Origin of the sequence: Streptomyces sparsogenes (assembly GCF_001704635.1) — a bacterium.
Taxonomy (GTDB): domain Bacteria; phylum Actinomycetota; class Actinomycetes; order Streptomycetales; family Streptomycetaceae; genus Streptomyces; species Streptomyces sparsogenes.
The window spans coordinates 1-19,094 of record NZ_MAXF01000037.1; the positions used below are offsets into that span (position 1 = coordinate 1).

The following is a 19,094-nucleotide window of genomic DNA, read 5'->3' on the forward strand; positions in this document are numbered from 1 at the left end:
CACCACAAAGTCCCATACTCACCACAAAGTCCCTGGCCTTGGGGCTAGGCCTCCCGGGCCACGGAGGTGAGGGACATATCCGAGTAGCGCTCGCCCGCCACCTGGCCGGCGATCGGCTCCAGCAGCGCCAGCTCCCCGGGGGTCAGCGTGATCCGGGTGGCGGCGGCGTTCTCGAGGAGGCGGGCGCGCCTGCGGGTGCCGGGGATCGGTACGACGGTCAGGCCGTGCACCTGGGACCGCTGGTGCAACCAGGCCAGGGCGATCTGCGCCGTGGTGGCGCCTCGGTCGGCGGCGATCTGGTGGAGGGGCGCCAGGAGAGCGGCGTTCGCCTTGGCGTTGTCCCCGGTGAAGCGCGGCAGCAACTGCCGGAAGTCGCCGCCGGAGAGTTCCTTGCCCGCGTCGGTGAAGGCACCGGTCAGAAAGCCCCGCCCGAGCGGCGAGTACGGCACGAAGGCGACCCCGAGATCGGCGGCCGCGCCCACCGCGCTGCGCTCGACGTCCCGGCTGAAGACCGACCACTCCGTCTGGAGGGCGGCGATCGGGTGCACGGCGTGCGCCTCGCGCAGCTCGGCGCCGGTGACCTCGCTCAGGCCCAGGTGCTTGACCTTGCCTTCCCCCACCAGTTCCGCCATGGCGCCGACGGACTCGGCGAGCGGGACGTCGGGGTTGCGGCGGTGCATGTAGTAGAGGTCGATGACCTCGACGTCCAGGCGGCGCAGGCTCGCCTCGACGGCCTTCTTGATGTACGCGGGGTCGTTGCGGATGGCCCGGTAGCCCGGGTCGTCGGACCGGTACTCGAAGCCGAACTTGGTGGCCAGGGTGATCTCGTCGCGGTGCGCGGCCACGAACGGCGCCAGGAACTCCTCGTTGGCGCCACCGCCGTACATGTCGGCGGTGTCGATGAGGGTGACACCCGCCTCGACGGTGGCCTCCAGGGTGTCGCGGGCCGCCGCGTCGTCCGTCTCCCCGTAGGCCGCGCTGATGCCCATGGCGCCGAAGCCCTGGACGCCGACGACGGGGCCGCCGGTGCCCAGCTCGACCTTGCGGATCTGTTCCATGGTCTCGCTGGTGCTGCTGGCGTTGCTGATGCTGCTCATGATGGCGCTCAGGCCCTTTCCGACGCCCCTTGGGCGCCCCCGTAAAAGTCGATCTTGGATTCGAGTACGAAGAGGGTGTCCTGCAACTCCGCGATACGCGCGATCACCTCGCGCCGGGTCTGCCGCAGGATCTCCCGCCGTTCGGCGAAGGTGGCCTCGCCCTGGCGGACCAGCTCCGCGAAGCGGACCATGTCGGCGACCGGCATCCCGGTCATCCGCAGTCTGGTCACGAAGGCGAGCCAGTCCAGGTCCCTGTTGTCGAAGAGGCGCTGGCCGGTGGGCGACCGCCGCACCTGCGGCATCAGCCCGATCTGCTCGTACCAGCGCAGGGTGGGCGCGCTGAGCCCCGTGTACTCCGCGACCTCCCGGATCGTGTAGCGATCCTGGCCGTCGGGGCGCGGATGCGCCGAGCCCACGGACACGCAGACGTCCACGGGCGGGGATGTCACGGGGCTGCTGTCGATCACCGTCATGCCGAACACGCTAGGACCTTCAAGTGCGCTTGAAGCAAGAGGCTTCGCCCGATCCCGCGTCCGTACCCGCGCCGCAGGTGGCGCTCGAGGCGGATACGGCGGGTGCTAGCGTGAACCGGAACCGGCCGGTCCGCCGGCGATCCGCGTCCTGACGGGGGACCCTCCACCATGCACCGCCTCCCTCGCGCCGCCGCGTTCGGCGCGCTCGCCGCCTCCACCCTCCTCGCCCTGTCCGCCTGCTCCGGCGGCGGATCGGACGACGCGTCGTCCGCCGACCACGGGAAGGACGGAAAGGCGGGGAAGGACACGACGGCGAGCGCGAGCAGCAGCGGCTCGCCGGGCAAGAAGGCCACCTCCTCGCCGTCCGCGAAGGGGAGCGGCCAGGCCGGCGGGTCGGGCCCCGCCCAGCCCGTCACGTCCAAGGCCGAGGTCAGCATCAAGTCGTGCCAGCTGCGCGACGCGTCCAAGCTGTTCGCGATCGTCCAGCTCGACAACGTGCACGGCGCGGCGGACTACGCCTACTCCGTCAAGGTCCGCTTCGTGAACTCCGCGCACCCCGACCAGGCGGTCTACGCGAGCTTCTCCGACCTCCCCGTCCAGGCCGGGGCCATGAAGAGCAGCCTCGCGTCCGCCGCCTGGAAGGGCGACGCCGCCGCGATGCCGCAGACCTGCCAGATCGCCAAGGCGACCAAGGTGAAGTGGACCGCTCCCTGACCCCAGCCGAGCAAGCGCCGGCGGCGTCTTCCACCACGCGCCAACGGCTCGCTAACCCCCCAGAAACACCAACGACAGGCTGTTGATCGCCACCCCGGCTATCGCCCTGCCCCGGCCCTGCGGCCTGGGCTGTTGCAGGCTTTGCGCCCCGTAGCAGATGCCCACCACGGCGGCGGGCAGCCCCCAGAACGCCCGGAAATACGTCTCCGCGTGCCCCGGCAGGTCCACGGCTGCCGTCGCCACAGCACCGGTGATCAAGGTCAGCGGCACCACGGCCAGGCCCGTCACCAGGGAGCAACGGGCCGCCTCCAGCCCGTCGGGTCCCCCTCGTACGGCCACGAAACCCAGCAGCAGCTCCGCGATGAGGAAGAGCGCGAACGGCACTGGAAAGCTGTGGAACACCTTTGCCACGAGGAGGAATGCCAGCGGCAGGGCGCCCATTGCCGTGAGCAGCCGGTACGGAGAGTCGAGCTGCCGGACGCGCCTGCGAGCGGGCGCGGGGGCGAAGGCGGCCGGGGCGGCCGGGGCGGCCGGAAAGGAACTGGCGGACTGGGCGTACGGGGGTGCGGGCGCAGGGGTGAAGGCGGCCGGGGCGGACGGAGTCGGCGGAGCGAGCGGGCCGGGCGGCGTCGCGGCGACCCAGGCGGGCTGAGTCGGCGGGGCAGGCGGGCCGGGCGGTGTCGCGGCGGGCCGGGCCGGCTGGGTGGACGCGGCGTGCCACGGGGAAACCGGGGGCGCCGGAGGCACCGCCGACGCGGGCAGGGTGGCCTGGTGTGGTGGCGGCCCCGCTGTCCCCGTACGGGCCGCCTCGACCCGCTCCCGCATCACCCCCGCGTCGGCGTACCGCTCCCCCGGGGTCTTCGCCAGCGCGCGCGTCACCAGCTCCTGCACCGCAGGGGAGACATGCACCCCGGTCTCGGCCAGCGCGGGCGGCTCCGCGTAGACGTGCTTGAAGAGCAGCGTGGGCACCGAGTCGTCCTCGAAGGGCAGTCGGCCGCTGAGGAGTTGGTACAGCATCACCCCGACCGCGTACAGGTCCGTCCGGCCGTCAACCTCCCCGCCCGTCGCCTGCTCCGGGGCCATGTACGGCGCGCTCCCCAGCACCGTCCCCGTACCCGTCAGCGCGCTCTCCGCGCTCTGCACCGCCCGGGCGATGCCGAAGTCCATGACCTTGACCCGGCCATCCGCCGTCAGCATCACGTTCGCGGGCTTGATGTCACGGTGCACGATGCCCAGGGCGTGACTGGCCTCCAGGCCCGACAGCACATCGCCGGTGATCCGCAGCGCCTCGTCCACGCCCACGGGTCCGCGCTCCACCCGCTCCCGCAGGGACTGGCCGCCCACGAACTCCATGACGAGGTACGGCATCGGCTCCCCGGCGCCACCGGGGTCCGGCTCCTCGCCGATGTCATGGACGCCCACCACGTTGGGGTGCGCCAGCTTGGCCGCGAGCTGCGCCTCCCGCCTGAACCGCTGCCGGAAGGACGGATCGCGCCCCAGCTCGCCATGCATGACCTTGACCGCGACGACGCGGTCGAGGCCGGTGTCATGCGCCCGGTAGACGGCCGCCATGCCGCCCTGACCGAGCTGTTCCCGTACGACATAACGTCCGGACGCCAACTCCGCACCCGGTCCCAGCACCGCCAAGGCTCCCCCGATCCGCCAACACGCCTCGCGCAAACCGCCTGCCGATCATACGAGTTGGTGGGCGCGGCGCCGGTCAGCGACTGGAGGCGTGCGTCACAAGCTGAAGATCCCGACGAAGCACCCCACGAGCACCCCGGCGTTGATCATCGCCCCGGCCACGACGGCGCCACCGCGTGGTTTCTCGGGCTGCATCAGGATCCGTATCACATAGCAGAAGCCGACCACGGCCACGGGCAGGGGCATCAGCGGGGGCAGATACGCCTCCTCGTTCCCCGGCAGGTCCGTCGCGGCGGCGATCGCCCAGGCGGCCCCGAGCAACACCGGCACGGCGACCAGCCCCGTCACCAGGGAGGCTCTGATCAAGCCCGGCCCGCTGGGCCAGCGTACGGCCGGCACACCCAGCCACGGCAGCGCGCCGACACCGACCAGGACGAAGACCGCCACTCCCGCGCGCAGCTCGAGGGCCGTGAGGAAGAGCGCGGGCGGCAGGACGCCCAGCGCCGCCAACAGCCAGTACGGATGGCGGTGCGGCCGGGCGGATGCGGGGGCGAGGACCGTTGGGACCTGAAGGGTCCGGCCGGGCGGGGCGTACGAGTCCCGCGTCGCCGGTTGTGTGCGCGCCGTGGAACGCGCCAGCGCGTGCGGCGCGGGCGCCCTTACGGGCCGTGCCGGGCCTGCCGCCCCCGCCTGTTCCGGCTGGGCCGCTGGCCCTGCCTGGCCCCGTGGTCCCGGCCGTCCCGCGCGGACCGCCTCGACCTCCGCCCGCATCGCCCCCGCGTCGGCGTACCGCGCAGCCGGGTCCTTGGCCAATGCGCGCGTCACCAGCTCCTGCACCGCCGGTGGGACATCCACCCCCACCTCGGCCAGCGCGGGCGGCGCCACGTGCACGTGCTTGTAGAGCAGCGCGGGCACCGAGTCGTCTGCGAACGGAAGCCGACCGCTGAGGAGTTGGAACAGCATCACCCCGACCGCGTACAGGTCCGTCCGGCCGTCGACCTCCCCGCCCGTCGCCTGCTCCGGGGCCATGTACGGCGCGCTGCCCAGCACCGTCCCCGTCCCCGTCAGCGCGCTCTCCGCGCTCTGCACCGCCCGGGCGATACCGAAGTCCATCACCTTGACCCCGCCGTCCGGCGTCAGCATCACGTTCGCGGGCTTGATGTCGCGGTGCACGATGCCCCGCGCGTGGCTGGCCTCAAGGCCCGCCAGCACATCGGCGACGATCCGCAGCGCCTCCTCCACACCCACCGGCCCGCGCCCCAGCCGGTCCCTCAGGGACTCGCCCTCGACGAACTCCATGACCAGATACGGCATGGGCTCCCCCGCGCCCCCGGGGTCCGGCTCCTCGCCGATGTCGTGGACGGCCACCACATGGGCGTGCGCCAGTCTCGCCGCGAGCTGCGCTTCGCGCTTGAACCGCCGCCGGAACGACGGATCCCGCCCCAGCTCCCCATGCATGACCTTGACCGCGACCACGCGGTCCAAGGCCGTGTCGTGTGCCCGGTAGACGGCCGCCATGCCGCCCCGGCCCAGCTCCTCCCGCACGACATAACGTCCGGACGCCAACTCCGCGCCCCGGCCAAGCGTTGACAAGGCTCCCCCGATCAGCCAAGTGCGCGTCGCTCAGCGACGGCCCGCGTAGGTGACGAAGGCCGTCCAGGCGGCGGGGGTGACGGTGAGTTGGGGGCCGTGGGGGTGCTTGGAGTCTCGAATGCGGATGCTGCTCTTGATCCAGGCGACCTCGACGCACTCGGGGCCGTCGTTGGTGCTGTAGCTGCTCTTCGTCCACTCGGAGGGCTTAAGGGTCATGTCTCTCCCCGTAGTTTCTCGATGAAGGCCAACGACTCCCGTGGCCTGAGAGCCTGCGCTCGGATCATGCCATAGCGCATCTCAAGGACCTGGACCTCTTTGGGATCGGAGATCAGACGGCTGGTGAGCTGAACTTCGTTGTGCCCAACCGTCGTACCGTCCCTGAGCTTGAGCACTTGGAGGGAGCCACCGAGCCCTGCGTGGTCCTCGCACTCAGTGGGCATCACCTGGATTTCGACGTTTCGCAACTTCCCAAGTTCAAGCAGATGTTCGAGCTGGTGCCGCCACACCATTCTGCCCCCGATCGGACGCCGCAGCACCGCCTCTTCCTGGACGAAGGTCAGCAGTGGCGCATGCGGCTCATCGAAAATCATCTGCCGTGCCATACGCGCGGACACCAGGCGCTCGAACTCGTCCTGGCTGTACGACGGACGCCGCTGGCCGAACAGTGCGCGAGCGTAGTCCTCCGTCTGCAGCAGGCCGTGCACAACGGTGTTGCCGTAGGCGCCCAGCTCGACCGTCTCCCTCTCCAGCTTCGCCAGATCCCGCACCTTCTTCGGATACCGCGCCTCCGCGACGTCCTTCTTCATCGCCGAGATCTTGCCGTCCGCCCCCAGAACCTCATCCGCCTTGTCCAGGAACTCCGGCCGAGGGATCCGCCGCGCCCGCTCGACGGCCGAAACCATCTCCTCCCCGTATCCGATCGCCGCCCCGAACTCCGCCTGCTTCAGCCCCGCCGCCTCGCGCCACAGTTTGATCTGGCGGCCGACCGCCCTCATCACCGCGCCGCTGTCGTCATCCCACTCCTGGTCCATGCCCCACCTCCGAGGTCCGGCTGTGATCAACGCATCCGCCCGGAGCGCGTCACGGCGTACGGACCGGACAGGCGCCGGACCGCAGCCGAAACACCGCCGGACGGTCACCGTCCGTATCGGCGTCGCTACTTTTCAGCCTAGATGCGCGCGGCCACTCTGAGTGACGTGAGCCAACAAATCACCCGAACAGACAGTTCCGTTTCCGCGCCGCCGCCCACCACCCGCCACTTCACCGTCCTGCTCTCCGCCACCCGCAAGGGCGCCCGCCTGGCCCGGCTCCTCGCCACCGAACGGCTCCGCGCCTGGGGTCTGCCCCACGACACGGCAGCGCTCGTCATCGCCGAACTGGCCGCGAACGCCGCGCTGCACGGCCGCGTGCCGGGGCGGAACTTCCGCATCACGCTGGTCGTCACGGCCAACGGCCCGACCGCGACGCTGCGCATCGAGGTACGGGACCCGCGTACGGAACGGCTGCCGACCGTCCGCCGACGCGGGGAGACCAATGGCGAGTCGGGGCATGGGCTGCTGCTCGTCGAGCAGTTGGCGGACCGCTGGGGCGTCGTCCCCGAGCTGATCTGCAAGACGGTGTGGGCCGAGCTGACTCTGCCCCTCTGAGCCCTCCGAACCCCCGCCCCACCGCAGGCCGGAAATGCTGGCTCTGGTGGCTCGCGCGCTGGCGCGACGGGCCATCAAAGACAAAGAACCCTGGTAAAGAACCCACCCAACCCAACCAAACCCCACACCGTCACCCAGATAGGTGAATCCGCCCAACTCGGCTGGCGCGGACGCGGATTGGCGAGGCAGGCTCGGTCTTGGCAACCCCCAGACATGCGACGGCCCCCGGCCGGGAGTGGCTTCCCGATCGAGGGCCTGACCACCGAGGAAGAAAAGGCCTTCCTGATGGCTGAGCAGCAGCTTAGCGCGCCGCCGCGCGCCCGTTACCTGGTTCGTCGATCCACCAGCGGAGTCACCGTCGTGAGTGAATACCAGCCTGCCCAGTACACGATCATCGGCCACCACCTCTCCCAGCACCACGACCTCTCCCTGACCGCGATCGGCCTCGGCACGCACATCCTGTCGCTGCCCGACGGCTCGCCGGTGGACATCAAGACGCTCGCCGAGAAGTTCCCGGAGGGCCGGGCGAAGATCGCCGCCGCGCTGCGGGAGTTGGAGGCGCACGGGTACATCGAGCGGGTCCGGGAGCGGACGCCCCAGGGGCAGTTCATCAGCCGGACGTTCGCATACAACTTCCCCGAGGCCACCCGTGCGCGCCGCGCACGCGAGGCGCAGGCCGGGCGCCTCGCTCCCCTGCGGGCCGTGCCGTCGTCGCAGAAGTCACCGAAGCCGAAGACCAGCGACTCCCCCTCCAGCACGGCCGCCGCCCCCGCTCCCGACGCCGACGCGGACCCCGACCCCGCTCCGGCCTCTGCCGCTTCTCCTGCGCTCGGCCCCGCTGCCGCCCCTACCGCTGCTCCGGCCCCTGCTCCGAGCCCCGCCCCTGCCCACCGCCCCGCCGAGCGCCGCGTACCGCCGCCGCCCCTTCCCCGACCCACCACACCCGTGCCCGAGCGCATGCGCACCGCCGCCGCGCTGTTGGCCGCCCTGCGCCACGACGACGCCCGGCTGCTTCTCCCCGAGCGCGACGTACGCCGCCTCGCCCCGGCCGTGGCTGCCTGGCTGGAGCGTGGGGCCGCCCCCGAAGCCGTACGCCGTGCCCTGGCGGCCGGCCTGCCGCCGGACCTGCGCCATCCCACCGCGCTCCTCGCCCACCGCCTCACCGTCCTGCTCCCGCCGCACCTCCCAGCGGACCAGCCGCCCGAGCCCACCCCACGCCCTCCGGTCGTCCCCCTCCAGAACTGCGACGGCTGCGACCGCGCCTTCCGCGCGCCCCATGCCGGCCTCTGCCGCGACTGCCGACAGGCGAACGAGGCCCCGGCCCTTGCCGCGTAGACGGAGACTCCTGCGGCGAATGCGCGGCCACTGGCACACGGAGGCGCGGGAGCGTCACTTCAGCCAGGCTCAGCGATGGGACGCGGAAGGGTTCTGGCAACGCCACGCTGCCGAGAAGATCACCGCCGAGACCGGGATCGAACAGCTTCATTCACGCCCGCCACGCGGCAAGCCTCCGCAGAGCAGTGACGTGCCGGTCCATGAAGGACGATGAGGCAACGAACGCCTTGCTGATCAGGGCGTCACTGTCTGCTGCCGAGGTGCTGCGGCAGCGCTATGCAAGAACACGTGGCGTGGTCCGGGCTGACGCGGTTCGATCTCGACCGGCCGCGGTCGCGGATGAGCATGTACCGGACGGTGCTCGCCGAAGGGCAACACGACGTGAACCTCAGCCACCTGCATCGGCGCCTGTCGCGCTGTGCCGGGCCTCGTCCGCCGTGGCGCGCGCGGCGGACGCGCACGCCACCGAGGAAGGGCTGCGTACGACGACGCCGGCCCTCAGGACCACCCCCGTGTCCTGAGAGCCGGCGTCGGGCCGGCGGGCCGCCGCGCGCTGAGCCGGTCAGCCGGTCTGGTCGTCCACGAGGCCCTGCAACTCGTCGAGCTGCCGCTGGAGGTCGTCCATGTCGGGCGTCCCCGTGATCGTCGGGTCGGGGACGGTGAGGTCGGCGCGCTTGACGAAGGTGTCGGTGACGCCGCTGCTCCACGCGATCGAGAGCTTGTCGGCGGCCTCGTTGACCCGCAGCGTGCCCCGGGCGCGGTCGGTGCCGCAGGGGAAGGAGATGGTCACCTCCTCGCCGAAGGTGACCTTGCCGTCGCACTGGTTCACCGTCGGCATCATCGCCTCGCCGTGACGGATCCCGAGGGGGGACACGGTCGAGGTGCCCTCCGGGAACCAGGTGAAGTCCAGCTCCGCCGAGGAGGGAGTACGGACGGTGTCGCCGCCGTCGGCGCCCGTGGGCCCGCTGGTCGCCGCCGGCGGGGCGGCCCGGCCGGACGGGCCGTCCGAGGAACCCCCGCAGGCGGTCAGCAGCGCCACTCCCGCCGCCAGCACACTCGCGGTGATCACATACCTGTGCACAACAACCTCCGTGACCGGAACGGGCCCGGGGACCGCGGCGGTCCCCGTGTTCCCCCGTCTTCCGCCTTCCGATGCGAACCTTCTGCTGCGAAGGTAACCGCGGCGGCCGGGGATGGCTCCGGGCGCAGGGGTGTCCCGGACAGTCCCGGACGGTCCGGGACGCCCGAAGGCCCGGAGGCCCAAGGCCTGAGATCACAGGCCCGGCGGGCCGTGGCTCAGTCGTCCTCGCCGCCCCGCACGGCCCGTACGGTCTCCTCCAACGCGTCCTCGATCGCGGTGGGATGGATACCGAAGGTCGTGGTCGCGGCCGTGGAGTCCATGACGAACGGCTTCCGGAACTGGTACTGCGTCTCGCGGAGTTCGCGGACCAGGGGGCTGACCAGGCCGCCGAGCCACAGCACCGCCCCCGGCATGGGGGCCAGACGGGGCGCTGGGGCGCCTGCGCCGGCGCAGGCGGCGGTGGCCAGGTCGCGGATCGAGTGGGGCGGGGCGGTCGGCACGTGCCAGGGTCGGCCCCAGGCGCGCTCGTCGGTGGCGACCGCCACGAGGGTGCGGGCGACATCGCCGACGTACGTCCAGCTGTGTGCCGCGTCCGGGTCGGCGGGCACCACCGCCCGCCGGCCGGCCAGCACCTTGGGCAGCACGGCGACGGTGAGCAGCGACTGGGTGCCCGCGCCCAGGTAGTCGGAGCCGCGCACCTCGGTGGCCCTGACCTCGCCTGCCTCGTGCGCGGCCAGGGCGTCGCGCCACATCCCGGCCCGTACGCGGCCCTTGACGCCTTCCGCGCGCAGCGGGGCCTGCTCGGTGATGGGGCCGTCCACCGGGCCGTAGCCGTAGAGGTTGGAGGTGGTGACCAGCACGGCGCCGGTCCGCCGGGCGGCGCTCAGCAGCGCGTCGGCCAGCGGCGGCCAGTCCCGCGCCCAGCGGTGGTAGGGAGGGCTCGCGCAGTTGTAGAGGGCCACCGCGCCCTCGGTGAGCCGAGCCAGCCCCGCCGCGTCGGTCGCGTCGGCCGCGACCCGCTCGATGGCGGGGTGTTCCGGGCCCGTCCCCCGCCGCGTCACCAGCCGGACCTTCTCCAACCGTCCGGCGAGCAGCCGCGCCGTGGCCGATCCGACCGGCCCCGCTCCGACGATCACGTGTAAGGGCATGAGGAGACAACCTTCCCAGTACGCCGTTCCTTCTCGAGGACGCCGCTGTCCACCGTGGTCGGACCAACATACGGGTCACTAATTACGGGTCAGTAGTCCAGTCGCGGGTACCAGTCGTCGCGGCCGCCCGGGGTGAGGTCGAGCAGCTGCCAGACGGGGCTGAGCAGGTCGATGCCGCGCTCCTTGATGTCCCCGGCCATGCGCGGGTGGGCGGAGTAGAAGTGGCGGACCGTGCCGTCGTCGTCCCGGGTGAAGACGGAGACGGTGGAGTCCTGCTCGCCGTCCTTGTCCTCGCTGCCCAGGTCGTACTTGAAGCTGCTGTCCCCGCAGCTCAGCAGGCGCAGCCGGGACCAGCCGCGGTTGCGGGCGTGCTGCCGCAGGGCGGGGAGGTCGGCGGCCGCGGCGATCACGAAGTCGGCGTTGCGGGCGATGTGGTGGGCGACGCCGTCGTAGCCGTCGGTCCACAGGGTGCACATGGGGCACGGGTCGGTCTGCAGCTTGCCGTACATGAAGTGGTAGACGATCAGCGGCCGGTCCGGGGCAGTGAACAGCTCGCTCAGGGTGGTCTCGCGGACGGGCGTGTCGCCCGCGTCGAGGTCGGCGGGGCCTTCGACGAAGAGGTAGTCGTCGACCGGCGGCCCCGGGGGCAGCGCCCGGCGGCGGGCCGCGACCTTCTCTCTCTGTCGCATGAGGTCGATCTCGGCGAGGCGGAGTTCCTCGCGGGCGGCGAGGTAGTCCGCGGACTCGCCGGGCAGTCGGGTGTGCCGCATCATCGCGCCCTCCTGGGTGGCAGCCCCCGAGGTCATTCGAGTCTATGGCGGTTCCGGGGTGAGCGTGCAGTCGGACGGAATACGGCCTGGCCAGGGCGGTGGCGCCGGGCCCGTACCGGCGATACGGCCTGGCCAGGCGGTGGCGCCGGACCGGGCCGCCGACCCCGGCCTCGCGTGTCGGCGGCCGGTGGCGCCGGGCCCGCACCGGCCGACCCGGGCCTCGTCTGTCGGCGGCCGGTGTTTGAATGCGGCGATGGATCCCAAGAGCACCCTCTCCGCCCTGCGTGACTTCTGCGCCGAGCGCCTCGGGCCGGAGCTCGCCGCCCGCTACGTGGACCTCGCCCGCCCCGGTTTCGCGCTGACCGAAGCCGAGGACCCCGGGGAGGCCGCGGGGCTCAGCCGGTTCGGGGGCAGGGCGCTGCTCGAACCGGGCACGCCCTGGCCGGCCTGTGACGGCTTTCCGCTGAGTCTGATCGCCGTCCTCGACACCGACGCCATGGCCCCCTGGCTCGGCGATGTCCTCCCCGCCTCCGGGGCGGGCCTGCTCAACTTCTTCTATCTCGACGCCGAGTCCGAGCAGTGCGACCCGGCCTCGTACGACCTGATGCTGAAGCACAGCCACTACGACCCGGAGGTGAGCCGGGTGATCCCCGCCCGTTTCACCCACGCCGTCGAGACCGAACCACCGGCCCGTTCGAGCGTCTTCGAGCCGATCCCGTGGGCGGCGGCGCCCGGTTTCGCCTTCCCCGACACCTGGGACCCGGCCTGGGACGGCTTCGACGTGGGGCCCGACGCCGACGACATGGCCAGGGCGATGCCCGGGAGTTATGTGGAAGGGCTGCTCACCGAGTGGTCGGAGCGGCCGGGCGCGCTCGATTCCGAGGACATCGCCTTCGGGTGGTCCCAGTTCCCCACGGGCAGCTCGCCGATGCTGCCGTCGGGCGAGGATCCCAACCGCTACCACCACCTGCTGCAACTGTCCGGCCAGGACGAGTGGTACATCGGCGGCGACGGCGGCTGGATGCACTGGTCGATCCCCACCGAGGCGCTGCGGACCGGGGACTTTCGCCGGGCGATCCCGACCCCCGACATCTGGTGACACTCTCCCGCGACGGTTCTTGATGGCTTCTTCATAGGTTCTTCAAAGGACCCCTCGTACGTTCGAGCCCGCCCGACCGCACCGGCGGCCGGGCGGTCACGAGCGATGAGGGATCCGTATCCATGAAGGCATGTGCGCGTCGGCGGTTCGCGGCCCGGGTGTGGCCGGCCGTGGTGGTGTCGGTGGTGGCGCTGGGGCTGGGCGGTTGTGGCGGGGGCGGCGGAGGCGGGGACGAGGTGGCCTCGGCGGGTGACGGCAAGGCCAAGGCGTCGAAGACGGGCCAGGGCGAGATCGCGCGGTACGTCGAGGGGCAGCGCAGGTACGTCAGGTGTCTGCGCGAGGAGGGGGTCGACGTCCCCGACCCCGACGCGAAGGGGCGCATCGACTACGGCGACGCCCGGGAGCTGAAGGCGGACCCGAAGTTCACCCGGGCCCAGGTGAAGTGCCAGGAGTTCTCGCTCCCGGTGCCCGAGGAACTCGAGCGGCAGCAGGTGCCGAAGCTGTCCGCGAAGGAGATCGCGACCAGGAAGCGCTACGCGAAGTGCATGCAGGAGAACGGGGTCCCCGAGGCCCCGGACGTCGGCGACGACGGCTACTCCGACCAGGACTTCGCGAACGACGGCGAGATGAAGTGGGACCCGACCTCGGCACGCGCCAAGCGGGCCATCCGCATCTGCGCCCCGATCATCGGGGACCCGGTCGACCCCGGTAAGGGCAAGGGCTGATGGGCGTCCGGCGCAGGGCCGTGCTGGTGGCGGCGGGGGCCGTGGCGGTCAGCGCGGTGGCGGTGGTCGGCGCGCTGGGGCTCGGCGGCGGGGACGGCCCGGACTCCGGCGGGCCGGACTCCGGGCGCGGTGACCGGACGGTGCGGGTCACGCGCGGCACGCTGGTCGACGAGACGGCGGTGGACGGGACGCTGGACCACGGGCCTGAGGTCCCCTTCGAGGCCCGGGCGGAAGGCACCGTCACCTGGCTGCCGCAGGCCGAGAAGACCATCACGCGGGGCGGGACGCTGCTGCGGGTGGACGAGAAGCCCGTGGTGCTGATGTACGGGAACCTGCCGATGTACCGGGAGCTGGCGGTCGGCCGGGACCCGGACCGGCCCCTGCGGGGCCTCGACGTCAAGCAGTTCGAGTCCAACCTGGCCATGCTCGGCTACTCCGGCTTCACCGTGGACGACACGTACTCCCAGCTGACCGCCGACGCGGTGAAGCGCTGGCAGAAGGACCTCGGCAGGCCCAGGACCGGCAAGGTGGGGATCGGGGACATCGCGTATGTCTCCGGGCCGGTCCGGATCGCCCGCACGAGCGTCCGGGTGGGTGCCCAGGCCACGGGCACCGTGCTCAGCTACACGAGCACCGCGCGCTCGGTCACCGTCGAGGCGCCCGCCGGGGAGACCGGCTGGGCGGAGCGCGGCAATCGGGTGACCGTCGAGCTGCCGGGCGGGCACACGGTCAAGGGCCGGGTGGCCGAGATCGGGCAGAACGCCTCCCCGGCACAGGGCGACGGGGGCGGCGACGGGGGCGACGGGGGTGGGGGCGGCGAGGGGGACGCAGCGAAGAACGCCAAGGTCCCGGTCCTCATCCGCATCAGCGACCAGGAGGCCCTGGGCCGGCTGAACAGCACCCCGGTGACCGTTCGTTACGTGGGTCGCAAGCGCGAGAACGTGCTGACCGTGCCGGTGGCCGCCCTGGTGGCGCTCGCCGAGGGCGGCCACGGGCTCGAACTGGCCGACGGCGACGGTGCCGACGGTGCCGGCGGGTCTGGTAGCGAGAAGGGCAGTCGCTTCGTCGCCGTCAAGACGGGCCTGTTCGCGAACGGCAAGGTCGAGGTCAGCGGCCCGGCGGTCCGCGAGGGCATGAAGGTGAGGATTCCCGAGTGAGGCCCGTCGTCGTCTTCGAGGGCGTCACGAAGACCTATCCGGGTGGGGTGGCGGCGGTCCGCGAGATGGATCTGCTCATCCGCTCCGGGGAGTTGGTCGCCGTCGTCGGCCCGTCCGGTTCCGGCAAGTCGAGCCTGCTGCACCTGATGGGCACCCTCGACCGGCCGACCACCGGGCGGATCACGATCGACGGCCACGACGTGGCGCGGCTGTCCGACCGGGAGCTGGCCGCGCTGCGGGCGCAGCGGATCGGCTTCGTGTTCCAGCAGTTCCACCTGGCGGTGGGCGTGCCGGTGCTCGACACGGTCGCCGACGGGCTGCTGTACGCGGGCGTACCCCTGCGGGAGCGCCGCCGCAGGGCCTCGGCCGCGCTGGCCCGGGTGGGCCTCGGCCACCGCGCCCGCCACCTCCCCCACCAGCTCTCCGGCGGGGAACGCCAGCGGGCCGCCGTGGCCCGCGCGGTGATCGGCGAGCCCGCGCTGCTCCTGGCCGACGAGCCCACCGGCAACCTGGACTCGGCCTCGGGCGCGGCGGTGCTGGACCTGCTGCGGGAGCTGCACGCGGCCGGTACGACGGTGGTGGTGATCACCCACGACCGCGAGCTGGCCGCGGCGCTGGACCGTCGGGTGGAGATCCGCGACGGCCGGATCGTCGCGGACAGCGACACGCGGGGGCCGGCGGGCGCGGTGGCCCTGCGGGGCACGGCCGGGTCGCCGGCCGCGGCGGCCCCGCAGGGCGCCACCACTCCGCCTGACCCGGCTGGCCCGGCTGCCGCCGCGGCCCCGCCGGGCGCGGCGGGCGCGGCGGGATCGCCGGCCGTTACAGGCGCCGCCGGGCCACCGGGCGCCGCCGACGCGGGCGCGGCCGCGGGCTGGGGGCGGTCATGAGGGGGCGGCAGGTCTCAGGGAAGCGCGGGTTGCGGGCGGCTCGGCTGCGCCCCGGGGACTTCGTCCGCTTGGGCGGGACCGGGCTGCGTACCCGGCCGTTGCGGGTGCTTCTGTCCGCGCTGGGCATCGCGATCGGCGTGGCCGCGATGCTCGCGGTCGTCGGGATCTCCATGTCCGGGCGGGCCGAGGTGGACCGCCGGCTGGACCGGCTCGGCACCAATCTGCTGCGCGTCTCCCCCAGCCAGTCCCTGGGCCAGAGCTCCCGGCTGCCCGAGGAGTCCACGGCGATGATCCGGCGGATCGGCCCGGTGCGGCAGGTCGCGGCGACGGGCGCGGTCGGGGACGCCAAGGTGTACCGGAACGAGCACATGCCCAGCGGGCGCACCGGGAGCATCGAGGTGCTGGCGGCCGAGCCGCGGCTGTTGGCGTCGGTGGGCGGAAAGATCCGTACGGGCAGGTGGCTGGATTCGGCCACCGCCGAGTACCCGGGCGTGGTGCTCGGCCGGGAGGCGGCCCGGCGGCTTGACGTGCACACCCCGGGCACCCGGCTGTGGCTGGGCGGCACATGGTTCTCGCTGGTGGGCATCGTGGACCCGGTGCCGCTCGCGCCCGAACTGGATCAGGCCGCGCTGGTCGGCTGGCCGGCCGCGCGGGAGTACCTGGGCTTCGACGGCCACCCGTCGACCGTGTACGTGCGCACGGAGGAGGACCGGGTGACCGCGGTGCGGGATGTGCTCGCGGCGACCGCCAACCCCGAGCATCCGAACCAGGTCGTCGTCTCCCGGCCCTCCGACGCGCTGGCCGCGCGGGAGGCGACCGAGTCGGCGCTGACCGGGCTGCTGCTGGGGCTCGGCGGGGTGGCGCTGCTGGTGGGGGGCGTGGGGGTGGGCAACACGATGGTCATCTCCGTGCTTGAGCGCCGCCCGGAGATCGGGCTGCGCAGGGCGCTGGGCGCCACCAGCGGGCAGATCCGGGGGCAGTTCGTCACCGAGTCGCTGCTGCTGTGCGCGCTCGGCGGGGCGGCGGGGGCGGTGCTGGGCACGGGCATCACGGCCGTGTACGCGGCGGTGCGGGGCTGGCCGACGGAGGTGCCGCTGTGGGCCACCGCGGCCGGGGTCGGGGTCACGCTGGCCATCGGGGCGCTGGCGGGGCTGTATCCGGCCATCCGGGCCGGCCGGCTGGCCCCGACCCAGGCGCTCGCCGGATCCGCCTGAGCGCGCCGGAGCGGCGACGCCCCCGCCGGCTGCTCGGCGGGGGCGTCAGTCCGCGGGCGCCTCGGTCGACGGGAGCGGGAGCACCATGGTGAACGTCGTGCCGACGCCGACCTCGCTCTCCACCCCGATCGTCCCCTGATGGTCCTTCACGATCTGGCGTGTGATGGACAGCCCGAGCCCGCTGCCGCCGGTGGCCCTCCCCCGCGCGGCGTCGGCCCGCCAGAAGCGCTCGAAGACGTGCGGCAACTGCTCGGCGGGGATGCCGTGCCCCGTGTCGCTCACCCGTACGACGGCCTCCGCGGCGCGGCGCTCCAGGGTCAGCCGGACGCCGCCGCCGGGCGCGGTGGCCCGTACGGCGTTGCTCACCAGGTTGCCGACGGCCTGCCGCAGCCGGTCCGCGTCGGCGTGCGCGTACACGGGCCCGGCGGGCACCGTGGCGGTGAGGGTGACCCCGGCGCGCTCGGCCTGGGCCCGGTGGGCGGTGCGGCAGGTCTCCAGCAGCTCGCCCAGGTCGGTGTGGTCGCGGTGGTAGGTGAGGGCGCCCGCCTCGGCGAGCGCCAGGTCCTGGAGGTCGTCGACGATCCGCTGCTGGAGCAGGACTTCCTCGTGGAGCGAGTCCAGCAGCTCGGGGTCCGGCTCGACGACCCCGTCGCGCAGCGCCTCGAGATAGCCCCGCAGATTGGCCAGCGGGGTGCGCAGCTCATGCGCGACGTCCCCGACGAGCCGGCGCTGCCGCTCCTCGCTGGCCTGGAGTGATTCGGCCATGCGGTTGAAGGAGCGGCCGAGTTCGGCGATCTCGTCCCGGCCGGTCACGGGCACCCGCCGGGCCAGGTCGCCCTCGCCGAGGCCGCGGGAGGCCGCGGTCAGGGCGCTGACCGGGCGCAGCACCGTACGGCTGAGCAGCAGCGCGCCGAGGATGGCCGCCGCGGCGACGGCCACGGCGACGGTGACCGCGGGCGCGGCGGCGAGGGTGGACGGGGGGTCGTCGAGGGCGCCGAGCCGGACCTGGAGGGGCGGCGGGGCGGCGTCGCGGACCTGTTCCGCGAAGACCCGCTGGAGGCAGGGGGTGATGCCCGCGCCCCCGCCCGCATCCGCGCCCGCACCCGCGTCCGCGCCCCCGCCCGCACCCGCGCCCGACAGGCAGGTTCTCGCGGCCTCGTCGTACCGGGTGTACTGCGCCGATGACGTCTTCGCGCGCCGGCAGGGCCCGTCGGACGCCGGCGTGCCGCCGCCTCCGGTCCTCCGGCCCGCCGCGTACGTCGGGACGCCGTGCTCGTCCCGGCCGACCGTCACCTCGGTGCCCGCCCGGGTCAGGCACGCCGCGTACGCCGTCCCGGAGCGGTATCGGGCGATCTCCAGGGCGGTGGTCTTGAAGGCCGCCACGGGCGCCAGCCCGGCGGGCAGCCGCAGTTCGGGGCGCGGGTCCACCAGGAGCGGGGCGCCGGGGCCGGTCCTGCGGGGCTCGCGGCCCATGAGGACGTCCGAGTCGGCCACCACCGCCCCGGACCCGGTCGTGGTGGTGATCCGTATCCGCTGCCCGGTGGCGGTGGCCAGCTCGCGTACGGCGGGGGCGACGCCGTCCCAGGTGCCGTGCCGCAGGCCGTACTGGCGCAGCTCGCCCGTGACGCGGTTGATGTCGGCCCGGTCCGCGGCGGCGGTCTCGTTGGCCTGGCGCGAGGCCTGGCGCAGCGTCAGCCAGGCGGTGGCGGCGGTGGCGGCGACGACGAGCAGCATCACCAGGGCCAGCGCCCGCAGCCGGAAGCTCACCGATCCGAACCCCGGCCCCGGTCGCCCCCGTCACCCCGGTCCCCCGAGCCGCCCCGGTCCGGGTCCGCGAGCCGGTAGCCGCGCCCGTAGACGGTCTCCAGCATGCGGGGCGTCCCGGGCCCGCGCTCCAGCTTGCGGCGCAGGTTCATCACATGCGCGTCCACGGTCCGCTCCAGCACGTTCTGCTCGAAGCCGAAGACGCGGTCGATGATCTGCGCCCGGGTGAAGGCGCGCCCCGGCTCGCCCGCCAGCAGGGCCAGGATGGCGAACTCCTTGCCGGTCAGCGCGATCACCTCGCCCGCCAGCCGCACCTCGAAGCGCGCGGTGTCGATCTCCAGCGCCCCGGCCCTGATGACCGTCGGCTCCCCGCCGGCGGCCCGGGACCGCCGCAGCAGGGCCCTGACGCGCGCGGTCAGCTCCCGGGGGCTGTACGGCTTGGTCATGTAGTCGTCGGCGCCGAGGTCGAGCCCGAGGAGCATGTCCTCCTCGGTGGACCGCGCGGTCAGCAGCAGGATCGGCACCTGGGACTCGGTGCGCAGGATGCGGCACACATCCAGGCCGTCGACCTGCGGCATCATCACGTCGAGCACGATGAGGTCGGGGCGGGTGGTCCTGGCCCGGTCGATGGCCGAGCGGCCGTCGTGGACGGTCTGGACGGCGTTTCCCTCCCGCTCCAGATAGATCCGGATCAGCCTCGCCTGCTTCTCGTCGTCCTCGGCGACCAGGACGCGCGCGCTCACCAGC

General features: G+C 73.2%; 18 protein-coding genes and 1 pseudogene. 8 read left to right on the forward strand and 11 right to left on the reverse strand.

The genetic code is table 11. The features are described 5' to 3' along the window. Window positions 1-44 precede the first annotated feature (44 nt). Window positions 45-1,058, reverse strand: coding sequence for an aldo/keto reductase (locus tag BBH68_RS07805; protein WP_065960174.1), 1,014 nt, complete (start codon window positions 1,056-1,058; stop codon window positions 45-47). A gap of 47 nt (window positions 1,059-1,105) precedes the next feature. Continuing rightward, window positions 1,106-1,570: a MerR family transcriptional regulator gene (locus BBH68_RS07810; RefSeq protein ID WP_065960177.1), complete on the reverse strand. Its 465-nt coding sequence runs from the start codon at window positions 1,568-1,570 to the stop codon at window positions 1,106-1,108. Between the two features lie 168 nt (window positions 1,571-1,738). Here BBH68_RS07810 and BBH68_RS07815 point away from each other — a divergent pair, with 168 nt between their 5' ends. Beyond that, window positions 1,739-2,284 (forward strand): hypothetical protein, encoded by a 546-nt coding sequence (locus BBH68_RS07815; RefSeq protein ID WP_065960104.1) that lies wholly within the window; start codon window positions 1,739-1,741, stop codon window positions 2,282-2,284. A 51-nt stretch (window positions 2,285-2,335) separates the two neighbouring features. Here BBH68_RS07815 and BBH68_RS41395 read toward each other — a convergent pair whose 3' ends face one another. From BBH68_RS41395 to BBH68_RS07835, 4 genes are all read right to left on the reverse strand, one after another. Then, window positions 2,336-3,925, reverse strand: a complete 1,590-nt coding sequence (locus BBH68_RS41395) for a protein kinase domain-containing protein (protein WP_076972160.1) — start codon at window positions 3,923-3,925, stop codon at window positions 2,336-2,338. Between the two features lie 99 nt (window positions 3,926-4,024). Beyond that, window positions 4,025-5,521: a protein kinase domain-containing protein gene (locus tag BBH68_RS07825; protein WP_141712966.1), complete on the reverse strand. Its 1,497-nt coding sequence runs from the start codon at window positions 5,519-5,521 to the stop codon at window positions 4,025-4,027. 30 nt (window positions 5,522-5,551) lie between these two features. After that, entirely contained in the window at window positions 5,552-5,737 is a 186-nt protein-coding gene (locus BBH68_RS07830) for a DUF397 domain-containing protein (RefSeq protein ID WP_065960108.1), read from the reverse strand. Next, on the reverse strand, window positions 5,734-6,552 hold the full coding sequence (locus BBH68_RS07835; protein WP_065960109.1) for a helix-turn-helix domain-containing protein: 819 nt from the start codon (window positions 6,550-6,552) through the stop codon (window positions 5,734-5,736). Before BBH68_RS07835 ends, BBH68_RS07830 begins: the two co-directional genes overlap by 4 nt. 165 nt (window positions 6,553-6,717) lie before the next feature. Between BBH68_RS07835 and BBH68_RS07840 the strand changes: the two genes are divergently transcribed. Both BBH68_RS07840 and BBH68_RS07845 read left to right on the forward strand, forming a co-directional pair. Next, the gene (locus tag BBH68_RS07840; protein WP_065960111.1) at window positions 6,718-7,167 is read left to right on the forward strand and encodes an ATP-binding protein; all 450 of its coding nucleotides are present in this window, start codon (window positions 6,718-6,720) and stop codon (window positions 7,165-7,167) included. Between the two features lie 360 nt (window positions 7,168-7,527). Then, the gene (locus BBH68_RS07845) at window positions 7,528-8,502 is read left to right on the forward strand and encodes a helix-turn-helix domain-containing protein (protein ID WP_065960179.1); all 975 of its coding nucleotides are present in this window, start codon (window positions 7,528-7,530) and stop codon (window positions 8,500-8,502) included. Window positions 8,503-9,064: 562 nt separating this feature from the next. On the opposite strand, the gene BBH68_RS07850 is transcribed toward BBH68_RS07845, so the two are convergent. The 3 genes from BBH68_RS07850 to BBH68_RS07860 all read right to left on the reverse strand — a co-directional run bounded on the left by BBH68_RS07850 (window position 9,065) and on the right by BBH68_RS07860 (window position 11,537). Then, window positions 9,065-9,583 carry a hypothetical protein gene (locus BBH68_RS07850; RefSeq protein WP_065960112.1) on the reverse strand — a complete coding sequence of 173 codons (519 nt, stop codon included), beginning with the start codon at window positions 9,581-9,583 and terminating at the stop codon, window positions 9,065-9,067. Window positions 9,584-9,798: 215 nt separating this feature from the next. Continuing rightward, window positions 9,799-10,731 (reverse strand): NAD-dependent epimerase/dehydratase family protein, encoded by a 933-nt coding sequence (locus BBH68_RS07855; protein ID WP_065960115.1) that lies wholly within the window; start codon window positions 10,729-10,731, stop codon window positions 9,799-9,801. Window positions 10,732-10,820: 89 nt separating this feature from the next. Further along, on the reverse strand, window positions 10,821-11,537 hold the full coding sequence (locus BBH68_RS07860; RefSeq protein ID WP_245737949.1) for a DUF899 family protein: 717 nt from the start codon (window positions 11,535-11,537) through the stop codon (window positions 10,821-10,823). A gap of 217 nt (window positions 11,538-11,754) precedes the next feature. Between BBH68_RS07860 and BBH68_RS07865 the strand changes: the two genes are divergently transcribed. From BBH68_RS07865 to BBH68_RS07885, 5 genes and pseudogenes are all read left to right on the forward strand, one after another. Continuing rightward, a complete protein-coding gene (locus tag BBH68_RS07865) occupies window positions 11,755-12,600 on the forward strand; it encodes a DUF1963 domain-containing protein (protein WP_065960117.1) in 846 nt (281 codons plus the stop codon). Window positions 12,601-12,722: 122 nt separating this feature from the next. Next, entirely contained in the window at window positions 12,723-13,325 is a 603-nt protein-coding gene (locus BBH68_RS07870) for a hypothetical protein (RefSeq protein WP_065960119.1), read from the forward strand. Next, a complete protein-coding gene (locus BBH68_RS07875; RefSeq protein ID WP_065960121.1) occupies window positions 13,325-14,482 on the forward strand; it encodes a peptidoglycan-binding domain-containing protein in 1,158 nt (385 codons plus the stop codon). Before BBH68_RS07870 ends, BBH68_RS07875 begins: the two co-directional genes overlap by 1 nt. After that, window positions 14,479-15,171: pseudogene (locus BBH68_RS07880) on the forward strand (ABC transporter ATP-binding protein); the annotation flags it as partial. The gene BBH68_RS07875 and the pseudogene BBH68_RS07880, both read left to right, overlap by 4 nt. A 194-nt stretch (window positions 15,172-15,365) precedes the next feature. Then, window positions 15,366-16,583: an ABC transporter permease gene (locus tag BBH68_RS07885; RefSeq protein ID WP_065960122.1), complete on the forward strand. Its 1,218-nt coding sequence runs from the start codon at window positions 15,366-15,368 to the stop codon at window positions 16,581-16,583. Between the two features lie 45 nt (window positions 16,584-16,628). Here the strand turns inward: BBH68_RS07885 and BBH68_RS07890 are convergent, their stop codons facing one another. Then, window positions 16,629-18,350, reverse strand: coding sequence for a sensor histidine kinase (locus tag BBH68_RS07890; RefSeq protein WP_065960123.1), 1,722 nt, complete (start codon window positions 18,348-18,350; stop codon window positions 16,629-16,631). Beyond that, a complete protein-coding gene (locus BBH68_RS07895) occupies window positions 18,347-19,090 on the reverse strand; it encodes a response regulator transcription factor (protein WP_065960125.1) in 744 nt (247 codons plus the stop codon). The genes BBH68_RS07890 and BBH68_RS07895 overlap by 4 nt, the downstream gene beginning before the upstream one ends. Window positions 19,091-19,094 lie beyond the last annotated feature (4 nt).

Bases quoted from the DNA above. Each gene is read 5' to 3' on its own strand.
- BBH68_RS07805 (WP_065960174.1), bottom strand. From the start codon at position 1,058: ATGGAACAGATCCGCAAGGTCGAGCTGGGCACCGGCGGCCCCGTCGTC.
- BBH68_RS07810 (WP_065960177.1), bottom strand. From the start codon at position 1,570: ATGACGGTGATCGACAGCAGCCCCGTGACATCCCCGCCCGTGGACGTC.
- BBH68_RS07815 (WP_065960104.1), top strand. From the start codon at position 1,739: ATGCACCGCCTCCCTCGCGCCGCCGCGTTCGGCGCGCTCGCCGCCTCC.
- BBH68_RS07830 (WP_065960108.1), bottom strand. From the start codon at position 5,737: ATGACCCTTAAGCCCTCCGAGTGGACGAAGAGCAGCTACAGCACCAAC.
- BBH68_RS07835 (WP_065960109.1), bottom strand. From the start codon at position 6,552: ATGGACCAGGAGTGGGATGACGACAGCGGCGCGGTGATGAGGGCGGTC.
- BBH68_RS07855 (WP_065960115.1), bottom strand. From the start codon at position 10,731: ATGCCCTTACACGTGATCGTCGGAGCGGGGCCGGTCGGATCGGCCACG.
- BBH68_RS07860 (WP_245737949.1), bottom strand. From the start codon at position 11,537: ATGACCTCGGGGGCTGCCACCCAGGAGGGCGCGATGATGCGGCACACC.
- BBH68_RS07865 (WP_065960117.1), top strand. From the start codon at position 11,755: ATGGATCCCAAGAGCACCCTCTCCGCCCTGCGTGACTTCTGCGCCGAG.
- BBH68_RS07870 (WP_065960119.1), top strand. From the start codon at position 12,723: ATGAAGGCATGTGCGCGTCGGCGGTTCGCGGCCCGGGTGTGGCCGGCC.
- BBH68_RS07875 (WP_065960121.1), top strand. From the start codon at position 13,325: ATGGGCGTCCGGCGCAGGGCCGTGCTGGTGGCGGCGGGGGCCGTGGCG.
- BBH68_RS07885 (WP_065960122.1), top strand. From the start codon at position 15,366: ATGAGGGGGCGGCAGGTCTCAGGGAAGCGCGGGTTGCGGGCGGCTCGG.